A 24,079-nucleotide genomic window follows, 5' to 3' on the forward strand; every position below is an offset into this window, starting at 1 on the left:
ATTCCATGCTGCATCCGGTCACGGTTTCAGCACCGGCACCGGGCTTTTCTCCGGCAACACGATCAAATCGCCGTACAGCTGGGGCGGATTCCACTGGCAGGTGCCGCTGGCCGGGGTGAAAGTCAGTTCTCCAAACTTCAGTGTCCCATCGTTGAGCACATAGAAGTCCACCCGCGCATGGGCAAACCCCTGTGCCAGCTTTTCTGCCACCTCTATCAGCTCCTCCAGGCGCTGGGGCCGAGGCGCCGCCTCATGGCCGATGAGACTGCCCTGGGCAAAGGTCTGCATCTGCCACTGGGTGTCGTAGAAGGTCATTTTTCTCCCCACGCTTCGATCTGTCACATGCATCACGTGCAGGGCCTTTCCTGCAAAGCAAAACACCTTATAGTCGTACAGGTCCTGGTCGTTGTTTTCCAGATACTCCTCTGCAATGATCTTGGGGGGAATGTTCATGTAGTGCAGCTCAAACCCGTTGCAGAAGGCGTAGTTGAGGCCCATCCAGGTGTTGAACTTCTCCCGCGCATCCTCCAGGTCCAGCTGGCTTTTGTCCTTGACGATCAGGTTCCATCCACAGCCATGATTGGCCTTGAGGACAAAGCGCTGGGGCAGAGCATCAAAGTCGATTTCGTCAAAAGAGTCCCACACTCCCAGCAGGGGCACCAGATACTGCTCTCCGATCTTCTCCTTCACCCAATCCCGCACCAGGTATTTGTCCGCCAAACGGGTTTTCAAGGGTGTGCTGTCATACAACTTGAGCCACTGAATTTTCTCGTTGTAGGTCTTGGGATTGTCCAGGTTCAACTTCCGGCCCATCAAATCGAAAAACCACTCTTGCAGCTCAGAGCGATAGGCTTCCGGGCTCAGATTGGCGTAGTACTGGTAATTTTCCACACTGCCATGCACTTGGGACACCGTCTTGCGCACCCGCTCCACCTTTTCCAGGGTCTTGGTCTGCTTCCATTGGATGGAGGCAGACAGGGACGCGCACTTCTCCACCTGGGCCTCCAAATGGGCGATTTGCCGTTTCTGTTCTTCCAGTTGCAAGGACAACTGGGCCACCAGCTGTGCACTTTTCTCCTGAGCTTCCAGCAGCCGCTCCACTTCCCGATTGAATGCAGATACCGGAGGCGGTAAAATCTTTTTCATAGCATTTTTTATCGCACCCATGTCTGTTCTCCTTTCGAGCGCAGCTTCTCCCAGGTGTATTTCCACCCGTGGTCCTGCCAGCAGCTCACCGCCCGCACCAGGGGGTTGGGGCGCTTGGGGGCAGACTGGCCGTAGCGCAGGGAGAAATAGGAACCGCTATAGGAGAAGGAGCGGAGGAACTTCACCCCCACCTCTTCCTCGTCCAACTGCTTCAAAAACTCCGCCACCTGTCGGTCCAGCCCCTCCACGTCGGGGGCCTGGGGGCGCAGCCGCTCATACCAGCCAAACATGCCGTTGAGCTCGTTGCGCATGACGGCGCGGCGCAGCTTGTCCGGCAGATTCTTCACCATCTCCCGGACGATTCCATAGGACTCCAGCTGGCAGTGAAAATGGGCCGCCTTGCGCCCCACCAGAGAAGTGCTCTGCTCCACTCGGTAGCAGGCTACGGGGGTGTGGGTCACCATGAGCCGCTGAGCGTGGATGAGACAGGCAATCCAGAAGGAGTGGTCGTTGATGCACCGGAGGTTGTTGAAGCGGATGTGGTTTTGCTCCAAAAATGCCCGGCGGTATAGGCCATTCCAGGGCACGTCGGGCACTTGCAGTAGCCGCAGGGGCAAGTCAGCAAAGCGCATCACACGCTTGGCCTGACCCTTGCCGATGCAGCTCAAGGTGGAGTACAGGGTGGTGTAGGGCTCTCCCCCTGGCTCCACATAGGAAAAGCCCGCCTTGATCACGTCCAGGTCATGTTCCTTGGCCTGGGCATACAGCCCCTCCAAGGCTCCGGGCAGAAATTGGTCATCCGAGTCCAAAAAGGCCACGTACTCCCCCTTTGCCATCTCCAGGCCGTGGTTGCGTGCCACCCCTGCAAAGGAATTTTGCTGGGTGAGTACCACCACCCGGCTGTCACGGGCGGCGTATGCGCGGAGTACCTCCAGACTGCGGTCGGTGGAACCATCGTCCACACAGATGACCTCCAGGTGGGGGATATTTTGGCTCAAAACCCCGTCCAGACAGGTGTTTAAGTGGGCTTCCGTATTATAGACCGGAATAATCACGGAAATTTGAATGTTCTCCATGCTTACTGCACCCCACTTTTGGCTTTTTTGTAGACCTTCACCACAGCAGCAAACACGGGATAAGGGGCATACCGGGCCAATAGATACTTGGCGTAGCAGCTCTTGCTCTCGTAGTAGCTGGCGGGATGCTCCTCAAAATGCAGCTGGGGCAGCCACTGGTGGCGCAGGGTGTTGAGATATTGCTTTTGAATGTCCCGCTGGGACATGTTGCTGATGTGCCAGACCAAAAACTCCATGGCCCAGTTGAGGAAACTGCGGCGGTAGGTGTCCATGAGCTGGTGCTGTTCCAGATACTCCTTGACGATCTGGAAAGCCTCATAGGGGGCCTCTGGCTGGCCGCAGCGGCTGTTGGACACCGAGGCCATGCGGTTGATACGGTGATGAATGAGCACCTCATCCACCACGGCCAGCCGCTTTGCCGCCAACAGAGTGGGGTAGACAAAGGCCAGGTCCTCGGAGTTTTTCAAGGCCGGGTAGCGGATGCCCGAAGTGGTCAGCAGCTCCCGGCGGTAGAACTTGTCCCAGGGCATGCCATAGGTGAACTGAAACAGGTGGTCGGCCATCTCCTGGGGCGCAAAGGCCAGCTTGCCGGGGAGGTACTGCTTTTTCATCATCCACTCGGAGGGCAGTTCCCGCCCGGAGTTGGTGTCAAACTCCACCGCTCGACAGATGGTCACTTCCGCCCCGGTCTCCCGGGCTGTGTCCACCATGCGCTGGAGAAAATGGGGCTCGAACCAGTCGTCCGAGTCCAAGAAAATCAGATATTCTCCCGTTGCGGCCTCCAGTCCGGTGTTACGGGCCGCGCCAGGTCCGGCGTTTGCCTGCCGAATCACCTGCACCCGAGGGTCCTTCCGGGCGTATTCCTCCAAAATGGCAGGGCTCTCATCGGTGGAGCCGTCGTCCACGCAGATCACCTGCAGCTTGGCATAACTCTGCCCCAGCACGCTGTCCAAACACTCTCTCAGGTGCTGCTGAATGTTATATACCGGGATAATCACAGAAATCACACAGGGTTCCATGGTATCTCATCCTCTCCCCTTTTTCACCCATGCCCGCCGACGGCTTCCCGGGGGAAGCAGGGCGTTGAGCAGCTGCCGCTTGCGCAGCTTGGTTTGGTCGGGTTCAAACTGCACACGAGGCAACTCAAACACCTGGGTCTGGTGTGTGCTTCGCAGATGGGTGACGTATACCCCCAGCAGCCGCTCGGCCAGGTACCCGTCCACCCGCAACTCCTGGGTGGAATATCCGGTGGTGTCCGCTCGGCGGTCAAATTCCTCCAGAATGGAGAAAAGCCACCCGCAATACTGGTCAAACAGGGGCTTTTTCATGATAAAGATATTGCCAAAATAGCACATTGTGCCGGAGAAGTACTCCTCCATGGCGGGCACATAGTCCGGATGCTGCTCCGCCACGATCTCCTCCACCAGCTTCAAATCCTTGCCGTGGTGATAGGGGGCCTTGGCGTAATGCTCCCGCACCGAGATGTGCATGTCCTCCCCCAGAGGCACCACGCAGTCCTTCCCCTCCAGCCAGCTTCCCAGCTGGTCCAAGCCCAGAGGCTCCAGGGTTTCCGCCGTCAGCTCCCCTGCCAGACGATAGGGCCGCTTGGCGTGCTCGTCCAGATACAGGTAGCGGCGGTAGTGGAAAAATCCGTAGTAGCCCGCCTGCACATTTTTCCACGCCCAGTAATGGGCGGTGAGTTCACAATAGGAGCGGTTTTTCTGCGAAATGTTCTCCCCTTCGTCGTCGTGGGCAAAGCCGGGAAAATGCTCTTGTGCCAATGCCGCCCCCACCTGAACCGGGCACAGAAGGGGATGGGCCGGAACTCGCTGGCCGGCCTGGTGACAGCATACAAATAATTTGATCTCAGACACTGGGTTCCCTCCCAAAAAAGAGAAGCTGGCGGGATGCGCCAGCTTCCTTTTGTCCTCGCTGGTATTTATCCAACGAATTATACCAGATTCTATTTACTTTTTCAACACTTTTCCCACGGTCTTTTCCCACACCTGGGACCAGATTTCCCGTGCCATCCGCTCCCCCATGAGCAACAAAAGCACCCCATAGGCGGAGAAAAAAAGTACTGCAGAGGCCATGAGCACCACCAGTGGGTGCAGCGAACTTCCCATCAGCCACCACACCGCTGCCGTGGCACCAGCCACGGCTACACAGGTGCGAAGATATGGGATTTTTCCCAAAGCGGGGAGAATCTCCCCTTTCAGAGCCATGACCTGTACCGCCAGCACCGTAATTTCCGCCAGCACTGTGCCAATGGCAGCTCCCGCAGCGCCCAAGTTGGGAATAAGCATGGAGTTGACAATCACATTCACCACCGCTCCGGCGATCTCCGAATACAGCACCTGTTTTTCCCGGCCGGTAGGCACCAGAATCTGAATTCCCATGATGTTGCTCAGGCCAATGAACACCAGGGTAGGCATGATCAGCTGCATGGGCAAAATGGAAGCTTCAAAGGCCTCACCTGACAACAGGTAAATAGACGGGCGGGCAAAGAGAATAAAGTACAGGCACAGAGGCACCGACACCAAAAAGACAAAGCGCAACGCCCGCTCCGTCATGCGGGCAAAGGCCTGTTTTGCCCCCTGCTCCACGTAGTAGGACACTCGGGGCAGCAACACTGTGCCCAACGATGCCACCACGCCCACCAGAATGTTCTTGATTTTCACCGCAGCATCATAGTAGCCATTTTCCGTGGTGCCTTTGAGAAATCCCAACATCACGTTGTCCATGTTGGTGTACACCGTGGTGGCAATCGACATGGCGAAAAACACGAAGATGGGTCGCAGGTGGCGGCGGAAGTTGTAGTTCCCCACAGGGCGCACATCCACCAGCCACTTCAAATTGATCAGGTTCAGGAGGTTGGAGCCCACAGAGGCAAAAATGGTAATGCCGCCGTAGATGACGTAGTCCCCCGGTTGGTGAATGAGCAGAAACATGCCCACCAGGGCGATGAACTTGAACAGCACCGAGCGCAGGGTGATGTAGTGGTATTGCTCCATGCCTTTATACAGCCACTCTGCCCCAATGCTGTTGAAGAAGATCATGGTGCTCATCACCAGATACAGGGTCTTCTCCTCCCGCAACTGGGGAACAGCCTGCACAGTGATGAAAAACAGTACATACGAGATGACACAGGTAATCAGGTTGATGATCAAAATCTCCTGGGTCACCCGGGACAGCTCCTCCCGGTTGTCTCGCACTTTGGCGCAGGCCCGAATGCCATAGGTGGGAATGCCAAGCTGGGCAAACATAGAGAAATAGGTCACCACCGAGTTGGCAAAGGACACCGTACCAATCCCCTGGGGCCCCAGAATACCAGTGACATAGGGGTAGGTGATGATGGGGAAAATCATGGCAGACACCGTGAGGATGCTGTTCATGACAAAATTAAATTTTACCGACTGTATGCGGGCCATACTTACCTTTTCCCTCCCAGCCACTTGGGACAGGTGTACAGCAGAGGAGCCGCTGCAAACAAAATGAGATTCAGGTGAATTTCCAGCAGTCGCGGCTCAATGAAGCAACATCCCAACACCATGAGATAGAGGAAGCAGTGGTTCCAGTTCCCCTGTTTGTACAGCCGTTTGCCCAACAGCACCAGCAACACCAGCACCAAGGCAGAGAAGATCACGCCATAGTTGAACAACGTCAAAGAATAGGAGCAGTCCACAAAATTGTAGCTGGAGCCAATGGACTCCCAATCTATACGTCCGCCATATCCCACCCACTGGATGGAGTTGCCCAAAACGTGGATGCCATAGTTGGCAGCCGCCTGGGCGGTGAGCCGAATGCGGTCGGAGAGCAGTGTGTTGAGCATCGCCGCCGGCTGAGCGGGATAGAGGATACACAGCCCCGCCAACAAAACGCACAGGATCACCGCGCAGTATTCATAGCCAAACCGCACCACCCGGCACACCACTTGGCACGCCCGAGTCTCTCTCAGGCACTTGGCCCAGTTCTCCCATCGGTGGCGCTGCCCCAGGATCATCTCCACCACAATCACCACACAGGAGATCAAAAACCCATTGCGGGCATCGGTGAGGTAGTACAGTCCTCCGTTGACAGCCAGCAGCACCACGCCCACCAGAGGCGAAATGCCTTTCTTGCGCCGCCACATGGCCCACACCAACAGGAAAAAGAAGTAGGTCATCACCACCGTGGGATAGGTAAATCCCAGGGAGTGGCGCACGGTGGCATCCTCCCGCACATAGGTCAAGTCCGGGAGCACCCCCAGCAGAGTCAAGACAAATACCAGCGCGAGAGCGGCCATCTGGGCCGGCAGCGCCAACGCAAAAATCCGGTCCAGTTCCACATCTTTGGAGGCCAGCAGAAGAGCTAGCACAAACAAGGGAAGCGTATCCTTGGAAGTAACCACTGCCACCAGCACAATCCCGCCTAGAAATGCGTATTTCAAAGCACAGCCTATGGCCTCACGGGTGAGGGACCACCGTTTCCCCTCTCCCAGGCCCAGCAGCACCCAGTCCCACAAAATTTTCACCCCTGCCAGAGCAAAGGAAAGATAGCGAGCCAAGGTGAGCACCTTAGCCACAGCCGACAGCTCCGTAATCATGCTAAATTGCAGGGTAGTCGCCACCAAATAGAGCAAAAAAGCGCACCAGAACAGATTTGGGCGCACAACGTCCTTGGTCTTCATCCACTCACCTCATCCTCGGCGCCAGGATGGCCTCGAAGGGCACGGCGGAGCATATCGCCCCGGCGCAGCCGCTCTCCCATCTCCCGGGCTCCCTGGCACAGAGCAGCGTACTCCTCCCGGCTCATGTGTTGCAGCCGCCGAGGCAACTCTGCCAAGCTACCCACCGCGATTCCCAAGCGATGCTCCACCACGTAGGTGGCAATGGCAGAGCGATCCCATACAATCACCGGCAGACCGCAAGCCAAGTACAACGACGTCTTATGGGGGTTGTTATACTCCAGATACTGGCCGTACACACCGGAACAGGTCTCAATCCGATCACCGTCCCACACCAGTCCAAAGCCTCCCCGCAGTACCTGGGGCAGCTGCTCAGGGGGAAACTGGCCGCAGTATTTCACCCCAGCCTGGGGTGCACCCTGCTGATAATTGGGGCCGTAGAGGCGGAAGCGCACCTTGGAGTCCAGCTGATCCAGGCGGTAGACATATCCAGCCTTGTTGGGCATCAGATTGCCTGCCACCACCACCTCCCAGGGGTCGCCGGTGTTGCAGGCTGCGCTGACATCCTGGGCCAGATAGTCAAACAGGCCCAGGGTTCGGATGGCTTTATCCCCGTAGCCCCGCTCGCACAAATACTCCGCCATCACCTGGTTGTGGGCCACCAGCACATCGGCCGTCTCCAAAAACTGACGCTCTCCATTGCCCTCGATGCCCCGCAGGCTGTCCAGGTCGTGAATGAGCATGATGATCTGAACCCCATTCTCCTTCATGCTGCGCAGGAAGGGAATGGCCAGACGGCTGACCTTGGGATACATGTCCAAAGGGTACTGCACCAGCAAGGTATCCCCTTGCGCCACGGTGCGGGACACCTTCCTCCACTCCATCCAAGTCACCGCTGCCATCTTCAGTTTGTCCGGAATCCCCTTGCCTTGGCTGCGGTGTACCGGCAGGGCCGTCCATCCCTGTTGGGTAAGGATCTGGCCCACATCGTTGCGTGCCTTGGACCCGGCGTGGAACTCATGGGAGTCCCGCTCCACAATGCAATATCGTCTCATAGTCCGTTCCCTCATTCGCTCAACAGCCCCTGCACCAGTCGTGCCTGTCGGGCCATGTTATAGGGGGAGTTCATGAACTGCTCCTGCCCCACCCTACCCTGGCGCACAGCCTGGTTCAGAATGAAAGACGCCCACTTCTGGGCCCCGTCCTCCAGGGGCAAAAAGTGCAGGTTGTCATTGATTTTTACTTGGTGGGGTACCACGTCGGAGGTGACACAGGGTAGGCCGTTGGCCTGAGCCTCCAGCAGCACCACGCCCAACCCCTCAAACTTGGAGGGGAACACAAATACGTCCATGGCCTGGTACAGCCCTTCCAGGTCAGAGCGCACCCCCAAGAACTGGACGGTGTCCTCCAAACCAAGTTGGGCCGTCAAGGCTCGGATGGGTTCCATCTCACTGCCCTGCCCCACCAGCAACAGCCGGGTTTTGGGCTCCAAGCGCTTCATTTCCGCCACAACCTGGAGCAGGAAATTGTGGTTTTTCTGGAAGTGGAAGCGGCCCACATGGCCCACCACCAGAGCGTCTTCCACCCCCAACAAGCGGCGGTATTCCTTTCGTTGCGCCTCATTGGGAGTGTACCGTGTGCCGTCAATGGCGTTGGGGATTACCCGATACCGGGGATGGCCCACAATATCGGCGCCAAAAAACCATTTGGACGCCTCATCTGAACAGGACCAGAAATCCGTGGCCACCTTCCGCACCACACCCCGGTTGTATCGGTGCAGCAGTCCCCGCAGGAAGCTATCTCCGTTGTCGGCGTTGTGGCAGTGAATGATGCGCTTGGGGATGCCGTACTTCTTGGCTGCTTTCAAATAGTCGATGTTGGCCAGACTGCACACATTGACCCAAATGGAACAATATTCCTTGGCGTGAGCGGCCATCAACTGGTCCAACGCCTGCGCAAAGGCCCCTCGTCCGTCCCGACGGGCGGGAATCTTGTAGATCTCGCCACCCAGGGATCGAATTTCATCCTCATAGGCCACCGTCTGAGAATTGCACAGGAAATCAAATTGCACCTGACTGCGGTCGATGGCCCGATAGTAATTCATGATGACGCTCTCCACCCCGCCGGGGTTTTCCGTCATACCAAATACCAATACCTTCTTCATGGTCTCGTCCTTTACTTCCCTGCGTATCTGTGGAACTGCCAGTGGCGCACCTTGGCAATGAGTTCCACACCAAAGTAGCACCGCAGTTGCAAGCACAACAGGGTGATTTTCCGAGTGGTGGAGAAATCTCCGTAATGGATGTGCTTCAATGCCTTGGCAAAGATGGGCTGTGCCACCATGGCCCGAAAAGCCCGCCGCTGAGCCGCGCCACTGAGCCCATTGCCCGGGTGGAAGGAGTCGTTGACAGCAATGAGCAGCAAATGATAGAGCACGCAGCTGTCATAGGCGTCCCGGCAATACTCCCGATCTCCCATGGCCTCCAAGTCCGCCTGGATGGCCTCCATGGAACGCATGTACCGCTGGGCATAGTCGGGACGGTAGGCCCGCACCGCCGACCCTGTGTTGAACCAGTAGTGATATACGTTCTGGGGCAGGCACAGGATGCGCCGTGCTTGGCACGCAGCGCGGAACATGAACTCCGCGTCCTCCGCGGCGGACAGGTCCTCCCGGAAGCGTAGATTCCCCTCCTCCAGCATGTTGCGACGGAAGAGTTTTGCGGTAACAAAGCCCGCCCCGGTCTGGGGCTTGAGCACATCACACTCAAACTGCCTCTTTTCCTCCCCTTCAAACAGGTGAGGCTGGGGCAGATAGGTACGTGGCTGAGACACCGTGCCATATTCCATGACGTGCTGGGCCATGACGATGTCCGCCTGCTGGCTCTCTCCTTCCCCAGCCATGCCAGAGAGCATGTCCGGGTTAATCCAGTCGTCGGAATCCACAAAGGAAACCCAGGTTCCCCGGGCGTGAGACATTCCCAGGTTTCGAGCCGCTGACACGCCCCCATGGGCCTGTTCCAGCACATGAAGGTCCAACACCCCCCGGTACTTCTCCACCACAGGCAGATAGCTCCTGGCCGGCTCGTCAAAGACCAACAACACTTCGATTTCATGCAGCGTCTGAGCCTTCAAACTGTCCAGACACCGCTGCAGCAGCTCCAGCGGCACCTGATACACCGGCACCACCACGCTGACTTGTATCCGTTTTTCTTCCATTCCATTTCTCCATCCACGGGTTTAAAAACTGGAGCCGTACTTTTTGCCGGAAAACTTGGCCCGCAAAAAGGAGGTTCCCTTGCGCCACCAGTTTACCGGCTCCATGGACACCACCGGGAGCTCCCGGTAGGCGTACCCCTGGGTCTCCAGCCACACATCCAGCAGCAGCTCACTGACCCGTCCAAAGAGGCGAGCCTGGAAGGAATCCAGGCTCCGGTAATCCACCCGCCCCTCCAGCTGCTCCAAAATGGGGAACAGCCAGGCACAATAGGCATCGCACTTTTCCCGCGACATGACGAACATGTTGAACATATGGCCCCAGGTGCGGCGCATGACTCGGTCAAAGGCAGGCACATACTCCGGGCAGCTTTCTTGGAGAATCTGCCGAGTGATATCCAAATGCTCTGCGTAGTGGGTATGGGCATAGTGAGAGTAGAGGCTCTCAATGTAATAGCGGCGTTTTTTGGGCAGCAGCACATCGCTGGTCGCCAGTATCTGCTCCAGCTGCTTCTGGGTGAGAATGCGCTGCCAGGGGTCTTTGCCCCCCGTACCGCCGCCCAGGTGGCGGCGGTAGTGCACCAGCCCCTTGTAGTCCGAGGTGTTGTTTTTCCACAGCCAGTACAGGCCGGTGAGCTCGCAGTAATAGGGATTCTTGGCGGAAATATTCGCTCCCGTGTCATCCCCGGCAAAGCCGATGCTCTCCTTCCCCGCCTTGCCCACGTGGAGGGGCAAATAGCAGGGATCCTGGGGCATCCGGTAGGCTTTATGGGTGGCTACGACAATGGTGCACGTCATTTCTGGATGCGCTCCCACAGATTCATGGCAGACTCAATAACCTTGTCCATGTCGTAGTACTTGTACTCGCCCAGACGTCCGCCAAAGATGACGTGGCTCTCCTGGGCTGCCTTCTGGGCATACTTCTGGTAGAGATCCTGATTGCGCTCGTCGTTGACGGGGTAATAGGGCTCCATGCCCTCCTGCCAATCGGTGGAGTACTCCTTGGAGATAACGGTCTTGGGCTGGGTGCCAAACTCAAAGTGCTTGTGCTCGATGACACGGGTATAGGGAGTCTCCCGGTCGGTATAGTTGACCACGGCCACGCCCTGGTAGTTGTCGGTGTCCAGCACCTCGGTCTCAAAGCGCACGGTGCGGTACTCCAGCTTGCCGAAGCAGTAGTCATAGTAGGCGTCAATGGCGCCGGTATAGATGATGGTCTCACCCAAAGCCTCGTACTTTTCACGGTTCTGGAGAAAGTCCACCCCCAACTCCACGTCAGCGCCCTCAAAGAGCTTGTCAATAAGCACGTTGTAGCCGCCCATGGGAATGCCCTGGTAGGCGTCGTTGAAATAGTTGTTGTCGTAGGTAAAGCGCACAGGCAGACGCTTGATGATGAAGCTGGGCAGCTCCTTGCAGTCACGGCCCCACTGCTTCTCGGTGTAGCCCTTGACCAGCTTCTGATAGATGTCAGTTCCCACCAGGCTGATGGCCTGCTCCTCCAGGTTGCGAGGCTCGCCCTGAATGACAGCACGCTGCTCGTCGATCTTGGCCTTGGCCTCCTGAGGGGTGCGCACGCCCCACATCTTGCTGAAGGTGTTCATGTTAAAGGGCATGTTGTAAATCTCGCCCTTGTAGTTGGCGATGGGAGAGTTGGTGTAACGGTTGAACTCCACCAGATCGTTGACAAAGTTCCACACCTTCTTGTTGCTGGTGTGGAAGATGTGGGCGCCGTACTTGTGCACGTGGATGCCCTCCACATCTTCACAGTACACGTTGCCACCCATGTGATCCCGGCGCTCCACCACCAGACACTTCTTACCCTGCTGCTGGGCCAGGTAGTTGATGACACCGGAGAACAAGCCGCTGCCCACCAAAATGTAATCGTACTGCTTCATGTTTCTTCACTCCTATTTCCATCCTTAGCTTTGCGTTGGGCACACCACTTATTTGGCCCCAACCTTTTTGAAAATCACGACCACCGTCTTGAGCAGGATCTTGGCATCCAACTGCAAGTTCCAGTTATCGATGTACTCCACATCCAGGCGCACCACTTCCTCAAAGTCCTCGATGTCGCTGCGCCCACTCACCTGCCACAGGCCGGTGAGACCCGGCTTCATGCTCAGTCTGCGCTTGTGTCGGGGTTCATAGTGCTTAAATTCCTCCACCGTGGGCGGGCGGGTACCCACCAAGCTCATCTCACCTTTGAGGATGTTCCAGAACTGGGGCAGCTCGTCAATGCTGGTGGAGCGGATGAACTTGCCCACCTTGGTGACCCGGGGGTCATCGGTCATCTTGAACATCTGCCCCTTCATCTCGTTTTTCTCCATCAGCTCCGCCTTGCGCTCCTCGGCGTCCTGGTACATGGAGCGGAACTTATAGATGTAGAAGTAACGTCCGTTCTTGCCCACCCGTTTCTGGCGGAACACCGCCGGACCGGGGGACTCCAGCTTGATGGCAGGCACCACAAAAATGGCCGCCACTGCCGTGATCACCAGCCCCACCAAAGCGCCCACAATATCAATGACCCGCTTCATGAGAAGCTTGTTGTAGTCGAAAAACCGGGGCGCAAAGCTGACCACTGGCACATCCCCCAGCAGGTCGATGCAGCGGCTATACCCTTCCTTGCCCTCCAGCATGTTGATGTTCAGCTTGACGGGAATGCCCATCTCTTCAAAGCCCTCGATGTACTCCTCCAGAGATTTGCCGCTGGCATAGGGCACGTTCATGTACACCTCGTCCACCACTTCCCGCCGGGGATCCTCCATCAAGTCCTCCAGGGTGGCCACCACCGGATAGCCCCCCACCTTCATGCCTCGCATGTCCTCGTCCACAATGGCAATGCGGATGGTGGTGTTTTCCAACTCCTCGGCGCTTTTCAGCTGGGACAGGATATATCCCACCCGATCCCTGGTGGTCACCAGGTACATGTGCTGCTTTTCTCCCATGGCCCGACGCTTCCGGACAATCTGTTTGACCAGCATGTGGCCCAGATACATGAGAATCATGTTGCTCAGCACCGTCACCGCCCACACGGTGCGGGTCAGATACTCCAGTTTATGGGCAGCAAAAAACACCAGGGCAATCACCCCAGCTACAAAAGCACTGACCTTGACAATATACACCAGTTCCTCATATCCGTCCCGGCGTCCAAAGTCTTGGTTGGCATTAAAAAAGACATACACACAGAAATAGGTGACCAGTACCAACCACAGGTTGGCAATGACCCCGTTCATGGTGGGATTCACCGGATCGGGGCGGAATTCCAGACGAACCACACTGGCAAATAAAAACGCTGTAACTAGACAGACGGCATCCACTAATATGAGTAGAGAATTTTGAAACTTCTGCTTTTGCTGAAACACTGCAGAACCTCCTCATAACATGTCTTGCTCATGTGTTGTCCATCATCATACCACATTCGGTGGCATTCTACAACCAACGAATGATTTTATATCGAAATTCTTAAGATTCTTTTGAAAACCCGTCTTCCACTCTTTCTTTCTGACCAAACCCGTGATATAATACACGGCGTGCTATATTTATTGCAAATTTCTCCGATTTTTGACCATTTCACTGGCAAGGAGCGTTGATCATGGGTCGTATTCTGTTTGTGGCTTCTACATTTTCTCACATTCGAAACTTTCACCTTCCCTATCTGCGAGAGTTTGCCGCACATGGGTGGCAGGTGGATGTGGCCTGTGGCGGCAGCGCCATGGACATTCCAGAAGCCCACAACAGCTACGTCATTCCCCTGGAAAAGAGCATGGGTTCTCCAAAAAATTTTTCCGCCACCCGGCAGCTGCGCTGTCTGATTCGGGACAACCGCTATGACCTCATCAGCTGTCACACCGCCTTGGCCTCCTTTTTCGTCCGTCTGGCGGTAATGGGCATGAAAGGCCGCCCCTTGGTGGCGTGTACCTGCCACGGCTACCTCTTTGACCAGGACACCCCCGCCCTCAAGCGGCTGGTACTCAGCACCGCCGAGCGCCTCACCGCCCCGGTCACCGACCTGCTCATGACCATGAACCAGTGGGACACCCAATACGCCACCGCTCACAAGCTGGGCAAGCAGGTGGTGTATATCCCCGGCATGGGCATCGACCCTCAGAAGTTGCCCGCCGTCTCCCCCCAACAGGCCGCTGACTTGCACGCCCAGCTGGATTTGCCTGAGGATGCCTTTGTGCTCCTTTTTGCCGGCGAGTTTTCTCACCGCAAAAGCCACCCAGTGCTCTTACACGCTTTGGCCCAGCTGCCAGAGCGGGTGCATCTGCTTCTCCCTGGCCAAGGCAGCGAGCTGGAGGCCTGCCGTCAGCTCAGCCGGGAATTGGGAGTGGAACACCGGGTGCGGTTTCCCGGGCAGGTATCGGACATGCCCACGTGGTACTCCGCCTGTGACGCGGTGGTATCTGCCAGCCGCAGCGAAGGACTTCCCTTCAACCTCATGGAGGCCATGTACTACGCCCGCCCCATTGTGGCCAGCAACGTAAAGGGACATCATGATCTGTTGGCGCCGGGACAAGTGGGGCTGCTCTACCCCTACGGGGATGCCGCCCAATGCGCCCACCACATTGCCCAACTCCTGGAGCAGCCAGAGTTGGCCCACACCTTGGGGCATGCTGCGCAACAGGCGGTAACCCCCTACCTTCTCCCCCAGGTGGAAGGAGAAATCATGGGACACTATCGGGATCTACTCTCCCAGAAAGGGACTTTGACGCTATGATTAAGGAAAATCAACGCACCTTAAATTATATCAACATCGCTCTGGACGCCATCCTCATTTTCTTGTCCATGCCCATTGCCTATGGGGCTCGTTTCCTCCTCTTTCCCTTTGATGAGCGAGGCATCACCCTTCCTTACTACCTCGTCCTCACCCTGTGTCTGTTACCTATCTTTCTGGTGACCCTGGCCGCTATGAACCTCTACGACTCCCTGCGTGCCCGGAGGCTGTACTGGGAAGTGGGGCGGCTGTTCTGGGCCTGTGCCATCAACTTTGTGGTGTTGCAGACCATCCTCTTCCTCATCAAGCAGTTCTACTTCTCCCGCCTGACCTTTGTGCTCTACTTCATTTTGGTGTTTGTGGTGCTCAGCGGCAAACGACTGGTGCTGCGCCTGTGCCTGCGCCGCTTCCGCAAGCTGGGCTACAACCAAAAGCACGTGCTGCTGGTGGGCAGCGGTTTCATGGCCCAGCGGTACATCCAGGCCATTCACGACGACCCCAACCTGGGCTATCTCATTGACGGCTACATCGCCACCCAGGAATCCTTCCCCGAGCTGGGCTATCTGGGCAACCTGGACGATCTGGCCTATGTGCTCAGCCGCTATCAGCCCGACGAGGTGGTCACCGCTCTATCCGCCCAGGAGTTTGAACGCACTCCCCACATCATCGAGTGCTGTGAAAAAGAGGGCATCAAGCTGTCCATCATCCCCTTCTACGCAGAATACATGCCCTCCAATCCCCAGTTTGACAGCATCAACGGGGTACCGGTGATGAACATCCGCCGCATCCCTCTGGACAACATCGCCCATGCCATGGCCAAGCGTTTGATGGATATTGTGGGCTCTCTCTGCCTCATTGTCCTCACCTCTCCCATCCTGCTCTTTGCCGCTTTGGGGGTGCGCCTGTCCTCCCCTGGCCCCATCATCTTCCGCCAAGAGCGGGTGGGTCTGCACAACAAGCCCTTCTATATGTACAAATTCCGCTCCATGCGGGTCAATGCAGATCAGGACACCGGCTGGAGCCGCAACCGGGACCCCCGGAAAACCAAGTTTGGCGCCATCATCCGCAAACTGTCCATTGATGAGCTGCCCCAGCTGTTCAACGTGCTCAAGGGGGATATGAGCCTGGTGGGCCCCCGCCCGGAAATCCCCCATTTCGTGGAGCAGTTCAAGGATGAAATTCCCCTGTACATGGTCAAGCATCAGGTGCGCCCCGGCATCACCGGTTGGGCCCAGATCAACGGCCTGCGGGGAGACACCTCCATTGTGGATCGTATCCGCTGCGACATCTACTACATTGAAAACTGGAGCATTTTCTTTGACATCAAGATTCTACTCATGACTCCCTTCAAGGGCATTGTCAATCAGGAGAAGCTGAAATAATCTCTTCTCCCGTCTCTTGCCCCCTTGGGAAAATTATGCTATAATGGCCGAAACCCCATTACCGCCGCACAGACGGCGTGGAAAAGACGGTGAATCCATATGGAAATCCATGAATCTGCAGAAAATTATCTGGAGGCCATTCTGGCTCTCAGCGAAAAGGGCTCGGTGCGCTCCATTGACGTGGCCCAGCACTTGGGCTTTTCCAAACCCAGCGTCAGCCGTGCCATGAGCCTGTTGCGGGATAACGGCTATGTGACCATGGACGAGAACAGTTTTCTCATCCTCACCCCCGCTGGGCGTGAGATTGCCGAGACCATCTACGAGCGCCACCGCCTGCTCACCCAGTGGCTGACCTGGCTGGGGGTTCCCCCGGAGATCGCCGCTGAGGACGCGTGCAAAATTGAGCACGACCTGAGCCCGGAGACCTTCCAGGCCCTGAAAGATCACATCGGCAAGCATCCACAACTCAATCAAGGTTAAAACACGAGCCTCGGCATTTTGCCGAGGCTCGTGTTTTATCTTATTCCGGGAAAGCCGTCTGCATCAACTCTTGCGCCAGTTGCCAATGGCGGAAAGGAACGTAAATACACTGGCGGCTTTTCTCTCCGCCGCGCATCACCCACACCACATCCGTGGCATCATGGCTGATGGGGTGTACTCCGTTGTCCTCCAGAATCTCCAGGAGCATCCGCGCCCACATATCTTCTTTTTCCACCAAGAAACAATAGTCGTCCCCTCGCACCAATCGCAACGGGGTCTCCCCACACACCGGGCATTGCTCATTCTCCACTGCCACGTGACACCGCTCACAGTAGTTCATAGCCGCACTCCTTTCCCATATGCTTCTCTTACCGCTCCATCTGTTCCTTCCAGGCTTCGCGATCCTGGGGTGTGATCTCCCGCAGCACCCGGGCAGGATTGCCCACCGCGATGGTGTTGGGAGGCACATCCCGGGTGACCACACTTCCAGCGCCCACCACGGCCCCATCCCCGATGGTGACCCCGGGTAAAATCACGCTGCTGCCCCCAATCCAAACGTCCTTGCCAATGTGCACCTCTGCCCCGTATTCCCAACCCGTGGCCCGATCCTCCGGGGCAATGGGATGCCCAGCAGCGTAGATGGACACGTTGGGTCCGATGAGGGTCCGGTCCCCAATGGTCACCTGGCAGATATCCAAAATGGTGAGGTTGTAGTTGGTAAACACATGGGAACCCACATGGATGTACTTGCCATAGTCACAGCGCAGCGGCGGCAACATGGTGGTGTGCTCCCCCACACTGCCCAACAGCTGCTGGAGCATCCCTCGAAGTTCCCCCCAACGCTCAGGGGGCAACTGGTTGTAGGCATGGCACAGCCCCTGGGATTTCAGACGATCTTCCAACAAGCCGTCCTGATCGGCCAGATAGGGCAGCCCCGCCAACATGCGTTCCCGGTGGTTCATCTTCCTCAACCTTCCTTTCGCTCTCCCGCCAGACTGTGGGCAAAGTACTCCCGCACCTGCTCCGGATCATCGGTCTGGCCCAGGGCCCACATCAGCTTGGTCACAGCCGCCTCTGTGGTCATGTCATACCCCTGGATGACCCCTTCCGCCAAAGCTTTCTGCCCCGCCTGATACAGGGCGAAATTGCTGCTCTCATACAAGCACTGGCTGCACACCACCACCGACATGCCAGCCTGAGCCGCCTTTTGCAGCTTCTCAATGAGATTGCGCCGGATGAAGTGGAGGCCACCGGCACCAAAGGCCTCAATGACCACACCCCGGTAGTGCATATCCAGGAGCATGTCAAAGATCTCCGGATTCAGCCCTGGAGTGAGCTTGATGAGGAACACCTCCCGGCACAGCTGGTCCCGCAGGCGGCAAGGACCTTTCACCGGCGGAATGGCGGCGTCATTGATGGTCAGGCCCGACCCGCTGACTTGGGCCACCAGAGGCCAGTTCACGCTCTCAAAGGCTCCAAAGTCGGTGGTGTGGGTTTTCACCGACCGGCAGCCCAGAATCACCTTCCGGTCAAAGGCCACAAACACCCCCGACTTCCCCGAGGCCGCCATGGCCAACGCGGTACGCAAATTGTCCAGCCCGTCGGTGAGGGGGTGCTCAATGGGCAGCTGCGCTCCGGTGAGCACCACGGGAATGGGAATGTTACGCACCATGTAGGACAGCACCGAGGCGGTGTAGGCCATGGTATCGGTACCATGGGAAATGACCACCCCATCGTACTCCTCCCGGGCTTTGTACACATGGGAGGCGATGAGCTTCCACTCCTCGGGTTGGATGTTGGAGGAGTCCAAATGGAGAATGTCCTTCACCGTCAACTCATAGCTGCTGGCCAAGGCCCCCATGTAGTGGGCCAACATATCTCCGTCCATCCCCGGGGCCAACCCCTCCTCGGTCATACGGGAGGCGATGGTGCCGCCGGTGGTCAAAAGCAAAATTCGTTTCATGTCTATCCCCCTGGGAATCTCTTTTTGTGAATCCCAGTATATCCAATTTATTTCTTCTTTTCAAGGGCATCCTACCCGTTGCCGGGAATCTGTTTTCCTGGTATACTGTGTAAAAAAATCAAAGGAGGATCATCCTATGTCATATGATCTGTTGGTGGTAGGTGCTGGCCCCGCCGGCCTGTCCGCCGCCATTTACGCCCGGGCCCGCAACAAGTCTGTTCTGGTGGTGTCCAACGAGCCCACCGCCAGCCCTCTGTGCAAGGCCCATCAAATTGATAACTACCCCGGTATTGCCCACATCACCGGCAAACAGCTGGTGGAGGACATGCTGGCCCAGGCCCGTGAGATGGGAGCTGATTTCCGGCAGGGCCGGGTGCTGTCCCTGATGCCCCTGGGGGATTCGGTGATGGCTTCCATCGGCGACCAGGTGGAACAGGCCTCCGCTGTGGTGCTGGCCCCCGGCGTAGCCCGGGCCGCTGCTCTCCCCGGAGAGGAAAAACTGCTGGGCCGAGGAGTGAGCTATTGCGCCACCTGTGACGGCATGTTCTATCGAGGCAAGCAGGTGGTTGTGGCAGGTGACGCCCCCGACCTGGAAGAAGAGACGGAGTACCTGCGCTCCATCGGCTGTGAGGTTACCACCGTGCGTCTGCCCGGTCTGCACATCTTGGGTGAGGACCAGGTGTGCGGGGTTCGCACCGCCAAGGGTGAAGAAATTCCCTGCCAAGGCGTGTTCCTGCTGCGGGCCTCCATCGCCCCCACGCAGATGGTTCCGGGGCTGGAGCTGGATGGAAATTATGTAAAGGTCAACGCCTTTATGGCCACGAATTTACCAGGGGTTTACGCCGCTGGCGACTGCACCGGACAGCCGCTCCAGCTGGCCAAAGCCGTGGGTCAGGGACAGATCGCCGCCCACCACGCCCTGGGGCTTTAAACTTTTCTTTGTTAAATTTTTTAGAAAACTTGCACGAGGTTCTTGCAATTACGCTCCAATGATGGTAACATGATGTACAAGAAAAGGGGACTCCCCCTTGAAACCAATAAGGAGTGATTGTTATGGTCAAAGTTATTATGGGCCCCAAGGGTGCCGGTAAGACCAAGCAGATGATCGATTTGATCAACACAGCTGTGGAGACAGAGCATGGTAACGTGGTTGCCATCGCCCACGACTCCAAGCTGACTTTTGATATTAATTACAAGATCCGACTGGTTGAGACTTCCGACTATGTCATCCCCAACTATGACACTTTGAAGGGCTTCCTGTATGGCCTGTACGCCAGCAACTACGACATTACCCACGTGTTCATTGACAGCTTGAACAAGCTGGTCTCCACCGAGAATAAGGCAGATGTCGAGGCCTTCCTGGATTGGTTGGAAGCGTTCTCCCAGAAGTGCGGCATCAAGTACACCGTCTCCATCAGCGAGGACGAGTCCTCCGCCAGCGAAGGTGTGCGCAAGTATTTCTAATACATCAAAACTTTGGGCCGGGTGCATCAGCACCCGGCCCTTTTTCTTTCTATTCGTCTCTCATACCGCTGACAATACGGAAATAGGATCGAGAAGTCAAACGATAAACTAGCACATAGAACAGGGCGAAGGCCACAAAGCACACCACCGTCACCCCGGCAAACAGCCACACGTTGGTCAAGCCAAACAGCAGCAATAACTTGCGGATGAGGGGGAAAGCAAAGGCCAAATGCACGCCTGCCATGAGCAGGGGCAGGAAGAACACGGTGAGCACCTGGGAATTGATGCTGCGGCGAATTTCCACCTTGGTCATGCCCACCTTCTGCATAATATCAAATCGGGACTGGTCCTCATATCCTTCGCAAATCTGCTTGTAGTAGATGATGAGCACCGCCGCCAGAATGAACACCACGCCCAGTAGGATTCCCAGGAAGAACAGGCCACCATAAATACCGTAGGTATCCGCCCGCTCCTGGGCTGCGCTTTCCATCAGCACGTGAAAAAACTCCTCATCTCCCCCATCAATCTCCATGTCTCGCAATTCCGTTTGCAAGTCCTTGGCAATGTTCTTCTGGGTCTCGTCGTCGCAGTCCAGATCAAAGCCATAGAACCAGTGAGGGCTGATGGAGAACTCCTCGCCGCCTTTGGACAGCTCTCCCAACTGCTCCATGACGTGGGCGAAGTCCGAAACAAAGAGATACATGGAAGGGACAATCTGCATGGCGTCCACGCCGTTGTCTGCAAAGTCATCCACCTGCCCCGCCACCGACAGGGTGATGTCGTTGCCCAGCTTCACCGTGTCGTAGGTGTAGCTGTCCTCCTTGGTGGTGAACACCAGGGTCTCCCCGTTCACCAGCTCTTCCTGCTCTCCCATAAGTTTGTTGTAGTCCTCCAGAGGCACCACAAAGATCTGCCAGGTGTTGGCCATGTCCTCCACGTTGTAGGAGTTTTGGAAGGTGTTCTCCAGGACAATCTGATTCTCCTTCTGGATGCCCACAAATCCTGCCACTTGATAGTCCAGAATATTGCTGGGGGTGGCTCCATACTTCTCTGTGGTCTCCTGCACCAGCTCACGTACCTGACTCAGGCGATCCTCTGTGAGGGTATCCACGGTATCCACCATGCCATCCAGGTTGAAATGGCGTGGGTACCGGCTGCGCATGCTGTCCTCAACCCCGATGTACAGACAAGAAGTGGAGGAAATCATCACCAATACCATGGTGCACAGGATACAGATGGAGGCCAAACCCGCTCCGTTTCGCTTCATGCGGTAGACCATGGAGGACACGGAGACGAAATGGTTGGTTTTGTAATAATACCGCTTGTTTCGCTGCAGCAGGCGGCACAAGGTCACCGAGCCCGCCACAAACAGCAGATAGGTGCCCACCACCACCATGGCCACCGCGATGAAAAAGCCAACCATGGCGGTAATGGGGTCTTCCACCGAGACGGCCCAGTAGTAGGCCCCGCCCAGCACCACCAGGCCCAGCAAGGCGATGATCCAGTTGGCCCGAGGCGGCTTCTCCCCCGCGTTTTCACTGCGCAGCAGGGCGATGGGGCTGGTGAGATGCACTTGGCGCAGGGTGTTGAGGTAGATAAGGCCAAAAATCACCAGAAACAGAATCACAGTCTGGGTCACAGAGCTTAGCCCCACCGTCATGGTATAGGTGACCCCACCACCTAAAATACGGGTGAGGGCCAACTCAGCCGCCTTGGAGAAGAGCACCCCGAAGAACAGGCCGCCCACCAGAGCAATGGCCAGCATCATCACCGTCTCCCACAAGAGCACCAGAGCCAGATGGCGTTTCCCCATGCCTAAGATATTGTACAGGCCGAACTCCTTTTTCCGTCTGCGAATCAAGAAGGAGTTGGTGTAGAACAGGAAAATGAGGGAGAACACACACATGACCCCAAAGCCCATACCCAAAAAGCTCTGGGCGCTTCCTCCTCCGGGCATTTCTTTCAGCACCGGAGATTGGCCCAGGAAGGAGACGATGTAACACACCATCACCACGCCGATACAAGCCAGAAGATAGGGCACATACAGCTTTTTATTCTGCCGGATGCCCGTCCACGCCAGGCGGCGATAAAATCCCAGTCTCATGCCCGCTCACCACCTGTGGTCAACAGCGTGAGAGCATCGGAAATCTTCTGATAGAACTGGTTTTCCGTGCTCTGTCCCCGGTAGATCTGGTGGAACACCTGGCCATCCTTGATAAAGAGCACCCGCCCAGCGTGGCTGGCTGCCTTCACCGAGTGGGTGACCATCAAAATGGTCTGACCCTGGGCGTTGATGTCGCCAAACAGCCGCAGCAGCTCGTCAGTGGCCTTGGAATCCAAGGCGCCGGTGGGCTCGTCAGCCAAAATGAGGCGTGGATTGGTGATGAGAGCCCGGGCCACGGCGGCCCGCTGTTTCTGACCGCCGGACACCTCATAGGGGTACTTCTTCAGCAGATTGGCAATGCCCAGCTGGGCCGCCAGAGGGGTCAGGCGGGCCTTCATCTCCGCCGGCTGCTTGCCCGAGAGCACCAAGGGCAGATAGATGTTATCCTCCAAGGAAAAGGTGTCCAGCAGGTTGAAGTCCTGGAACACAAAGCCCAGGTGGTCCCGGCGGAACGCCGCCACTTCGGACTCGCGGATTTTGGACAGCTCCTGTCCATCCAGCTTAACGCTGCCGCTGGTGGGCTTATCCAGCGCCGCCAAAATATTCAGCAGGGTGGTTTTGCCCGAGCCGGACTCACCCATGATAGCCACATATTCCCCTTCCTCCACCTGGAAGGTCACATCCCGCAACGCCTGCACCTGATTGCCGCCAAAGCGGGTGGTGTAGATCTTTTGCAGACCTTGCACATTCAAAATACTCATAGAGCCGTTCCTCCTTTGCTGTTTACATGCTTATTATACCGGGAGCAACGGTGGCTCTCCATGGGATTTCCTTACACTTTCCCGTCCACTTCTTACACTTTTGTCACAAGTCACTCCACCCACCGCTGTTCTCGCTCCAAACCAATGCGGATGGTAGTTCCCTCCCCTGGGGTGGATTGGGCGGTGATGGTGTGGCCCAGGTTGGTGCAAATGCGCTGACACAGGTACAGCCCCAGGCCGCTGGCCTTCTTATCCCGGCGGCCATGATACCCCGTATATCCCTTTTGGAAAATGCGGGGCAAATCTTCCGGTGCAATGCCCATGCCGTTGTCCCGGATGCACAGAGTGGATGCCCCCTCCAGTTCTATCCACACCTCTCCCCCGTCAGGGTTATACTTCAAGGCGTTGGACAGCACCTGCTCCAGGACAAAGGTCAGCCATTTTTCATCTGTGAGCACCCGCACCACTAAGGGCTGGTAGTGCAGCGTCATACGGCGGCGAATAAACTGGGTGGAAAACTTGCGCACCGCTCCCCGCACCATGTGGTCCAGCTCATATTCTCGGAAGAGATAGTCGGTGGAATCGGAGTCCAGGCGGAGAAACGCCAGCACCATCTCCACATACTGCTCAATGCGCTGGAGTTCCTCCAACTGCTGCCGGGCCAAAGTGGAATCCTGGCTTTGTAAGGTCAGGCGCATGGAGGCAATGGGGGTTTTGATCTGGTGGGCCCATACGGTGTAATAGTCCACCATGTCCCCATAGCGGTGCTGCATCACCTGCTCCCGCTCCTGCTGCTCCTGGCGCAGGTGAGCGATGATGCACTGATAATCCCGATCATCCTGGCACAAGGGAGTGGGGAACTCCCCCATCACCGCCCCGGACAGTTGGGAAAGCTGCTCCAGGCGGCGGTGCTTGTCCCGGGCCCGCCGCACATCCAGGCCCACAAACACACCTCCCAACACCAGACACAGCCCAATGGGATAGAGCACCGCCCCCAAAGGCAGACGATACAGATAAAAGGTCACCAGGAAAATCAGGGAGAACAGCACAAAGATCCCCACCGCTTTTCTCCGGTCTCGGAGATAGGTCCAAACCATTTTCATAAGC

The 24,079-nt window shown here is 56.8% G+C and carries 23 protein-coding genes; 5 read left to right on the forward strand and 18 right to left on the reverse strand.

Annotation, left to right across the window (positions count from 1 at the left end; genetic code table 11):
• Nucleotides 1-18: 18 nt before the first annotated feature.
• From B5G37_RS02555 to B5G37_RS02610, 12 genes are all read right to left on the reverse strand, one after another.
• On the reverse strand, nt 19-1,167 hold the full coding sequence (locus B5G37_RS02555; RefSeq protein ID WP_087253460.1) for an ATP-grasp fold amidoligase family protein: 1,149 nt from the start codon (nt 1,165-1,167) through the stop codon (nt 19-21).
• Nucleotides 1,155-2,222 (reverse strand): glycosyltransferase, encoded by a 1,068-nt coding sequence (locus tag B5G37_RS02560; protein ID WP_087253462.1) that lies wholly within the window; start codon nt 2,220-2,222, stop codon nt 1,155-1,157. Before B5G37_RS02560 ends, B5G37_RS02555 begins: the two co-directional genes overlap by 13 nt.
• A 2-nt stretch (nt 2,223-2,224) precedes the next feature.
• Nucleotides 2,225-3,241, reverse strand: a complete 1,017-nt coding sequence (locus B5G37_RS02565; protein ID WP_087253463.1) for a glycosyltransferase family 2 protein — start codon at nt 3,239-3,241, stop codon at nt 2,225-2,227.
• 6 nt (nt 3,242-3,247) lie between these two features.
• The gene (locus B5G37_RS02570) at nt 3,248-4,096 is read right to left on the reverse strand and encodes a DUF4422 domain-containing protein (RefSeq protein ID WP_158099334.1); all 849 of its coding nucleotides are present in this window, start codon (nt 4,094-4,096) and stop codon (nt 3,248-3,250) included.
• A gap of 93 nt (nt 4,097-4,189) precedes the next feature.
• Nucleotides 4,190-5,653, reverse strand: a complete 1,464-nt coding sequence (locus tag B5G37_RS02575) for a flippase (RefSeq protein ID WP_087253466.1) — start codon at nt 5,651-5,653, stop codon at nt 4,190-4,192.
• 2 nt (nt 5,654-5,655) lie between these two features.
• The gene (locus tag B5G37_RS02580) at nt 5,656-6,891 is read right to left on the reverse strand and encodes a hypothetical protein (RefSeq protein ID WP_087253468.1); all 1,236 of its coding nucleotides are present in this window, start codon (nt 6,889-6,891) and stop codon (nt 5,656-5,658) included.
• Nucleotides 6,888-7,943: a sugar transferase gene (locus B5G37_RS02585; RefSeq protein ID WP_087253469.1), complete on the reverse strand. Its 1,056-nt coding sequence runs from the start codon at nt 7,941-7,943 to the stop codon at nt 6,888-6,890. The genes B5G37_RS02580 and B5G37_RS02585 overlap by 4 nt, the downstream gene beginning before the upstream one ends.
• A gap of 11 nt (nt 7,944-7,954) precedes the next feature.
• Nucleotides 7,955-9,052: a glycosyltransferase family 1 protein gene (locus B5G37_RS02590; RefSeq protein ID WP_087253471.1), complete on the reverse strand. Its 1,098-nt coding sequence runs from the start codon at nt 9,050-9,052 to the stop codon at nt 7,955-7,957.
• An 11-nt stretch (nt 9,053-9,063) separates the two neighbouring features.
• Nucleotides 9,064-10,104, reverse strand: a complete 1,041-nt coding sequence (locus B5G37_RS02595) for a glycosyltransferase family 2 protein (RefSeq protein WP_087253473.1) — start codon at nt 10,102-10,104, stop codon at nt 9,064-9,066.
• Nucleotides 10,105-10,125: 21 nt separating this feature from the next.
• Nucleotides 10,126-10,899, reverse strand: coding sequence for a DUF4422 domain-containing protein (locus B5G37_RS02600; protein WP_087253476.1), 774 nt, complete (start codon nt 10,897-10,899; stop codon nt 10,126-10,128).
• The gene (gene glf, locus B5G37_RS02605) at nt 10,896-11,996 is read right to left on the reverse strand and encodes a UDP-galactopyranose mutase (protein WP_087253478.1); all 1,101 of its coding nucleotides are present in this window, start codon (nt 11,994-11,996) and stop codon (nt 10,896-10,898) included. Before glf ends, B5G37_RS02600 begins: the two co-directional genes overlap by 4 nt.
• A gap of 48 nt (nt 11,997-12,044) precedes the next feature.
• Nucleotides 12,045-13,463 (reverse strand): sugar transferase, encoded by a 1,419-nt coding sequence (locus B5G37_RS02610; RefSeq protein WP_087253480.1) that lies wholly within the window; start codon nt 13,461-13,463, stop codon nt 12,045-12,047.
• 230 nt (nt 13,464-13,693) lie between these two features.
• Here B5G37_RS02610 and B5G37_RS02615 point away from each other — a divergent pair, with 230 nt between their 5' ends.
• From B5G37_RS02615 to B5G37_RS02625, 3 genes are all read left to right on the forward strand, one after another.
• Nucleotides 13,694-14,821 carry a glycosyltransferase family 4 protein gene (locus B5G37_RS02615; RefSeq protein ID WP_087253483.1) on the forward strand — a complete coding sequence of 376 codons (1,128 nt, stop codon included), beginning with the start codon at nt 13,694-13,696 and terminating at the stop codon, nt 14,819-14,821.
• Nucleotides 14,818-16,200 carry an undecaprenyl-phosphate glucose phosphotransferase gene (locus tag B5G37_RS02620; RefSeq protein ID WP_087253486.1) on the forward strand — a complete coding sequence of 461 codons (1,383 nt, stop codon included), beginning with the start codon at nt 14,818-14,820 and terminating at the stop codon, nt 16,198-16,200. The genes B5G37_RS02615 and B5G37_RS02620 overlap by 4 nt, the downstream gene beginning before the upstream one ends.
• A 99-nt stretch (nt 16,201-16,299) precedes the next feature.
• A complete protein-coding gene (locus B5G37_RS02625; RefSeq protein WP_087253489.1) occupies nt 16,300-16,680 on the forward strand; it encodes a metal-dependent transcriptional regulator in 381 nt (126 codons plus the stop codon).
• Between the two features lie 40 nt (nt 16,681-16,720).
• On the opposite strand, the gene B5G37_RS02630 is transcribed toward B5G37_RS02625, so the two are convergent.
• From B5G37_RS02630 to B5G37_RS02640, 3 genes are read right to left on the reverse strand one after another with little or no spacing between them, the layout of a single operon-like run.
• Nucleotides 16,721-17,020, reverse strand: coding sequence for a hypothetical protein (locus tag B5G37_RS02630; RefSeq protein ID WP_087253492.1), 300 nt, complete (start codon nt 17,018-17,020; stop codon nt 16,721-16,723).
• Nucleotides 17,021-17,048: 28 nt separating this feature from the next.
• On the reverse strand, nt 17,049-17,642 hold the full coding sequence (locus B5G37_RS02635; protein WP_087253495.1) for a sugar O-acetyltransferase: 594 nt from the start codon (nt 17,640-17,642) through the stop codon (nt 17,049-17,051).
• Nucleotides 17,643-17,647: 5 nt separating this feature from the next.
• Nucleotides 17,648-18,643, reverse strand: coding sequence for an asparaginase (locus B5G37_RS02640; RefSeq protein ID WP_087253498.1), 996 nt, complete (start codon nt 18,641-18,643; stop codon nt 17,648-17,650).
• A gap of 136 nt (nt 18,644-18,779) precedes the next feature.
• Between B5G37_RS02640 and B5G37_RS02645 the strand changes: the two genes are divergently transcribed.
• Together B5G37_RS02645 and B5G37_RS02650 are read left to right on the forward strand one after the other, a co-directional pair.
• On the forward strand, nt 18,780-19,574 hold the full coding sequence (locus B5G37_RS02645) for an FAD-dependent oxidoreductase (RefSeq protein WP_087253500.1): 795 nt from the start codon (nt 18,780-18,782) through the stop codon (nt 19,572-19,574).
• Between the two features lie 122 nt (nt 19,575-19,696).
• Entirely contained in the window at nt 19,697-20,107 is a 411-nt protein-coding gene (locus tag B5G37_RS02650) for a hypothetical protein (RefSeq protein WP_087253503.1), read from the forward strand.
• A gap of 49 nt (nt 20,108-20,156) precedes the next feature.
• Here the strand turns inward: B5G37_RS02650 and B5G37_RS02655 are convergent, their stop codons facing one another.
• The 3 genes from B5G37_RS02655 to B5G37_RS02665 form a co-directional block, all read right to left on the reverse strand.
• On the reverse strand, nt 20,157-22,211 hold the full coding sequence (locus tag B5G37_RS02655) for an FtsX-like permease family protein (protein ID WP_087253506.1): 2,055 nt from the start codon (nt 22,209-22,211) through the stop codon (nt 20,157-20,159).
• The gene (locus tag B5G37_RS02660; RefSeq protein ID WP_087253509.1) at nt 22,208-22,972 is read right to left on the reverse strand and encodes an ABC transporter ATP-binding protein; all 765 of its coding nucleotides are present in this window, start codon (nt 22,970-22,972) and stop codon (nt 22,208-22,210) included. Before B5G37_RS02660 ends, B5G37_RS02655 begins: the two co-directional genes overlap by 4 nt.
• A gap of 110 nt (nt 22,973-23,082) precedes the next feature.
• Nucleotides 23,083-24,075, reverse strand: a complete 993-nt coding sequence (locus B5G37_RS02665; protein WP_087253512.1) for a sensor histidine kinase — start codon at nt 24,073-24,075, stop codon at nt 23,083-23,085.
• Between the last annotated feature and the right edge of the window lie 4 nt (nt 24,076-24,079).

The sequence above is a fragment of the Pseudoflavonifractor sp. An85 genome, from assembly GCF_002161235.1.
Lineage (GTDB): Bacteria > Bacillota > Clostridia > Oscillospirales > Oscillospiraceae > Enterenecus.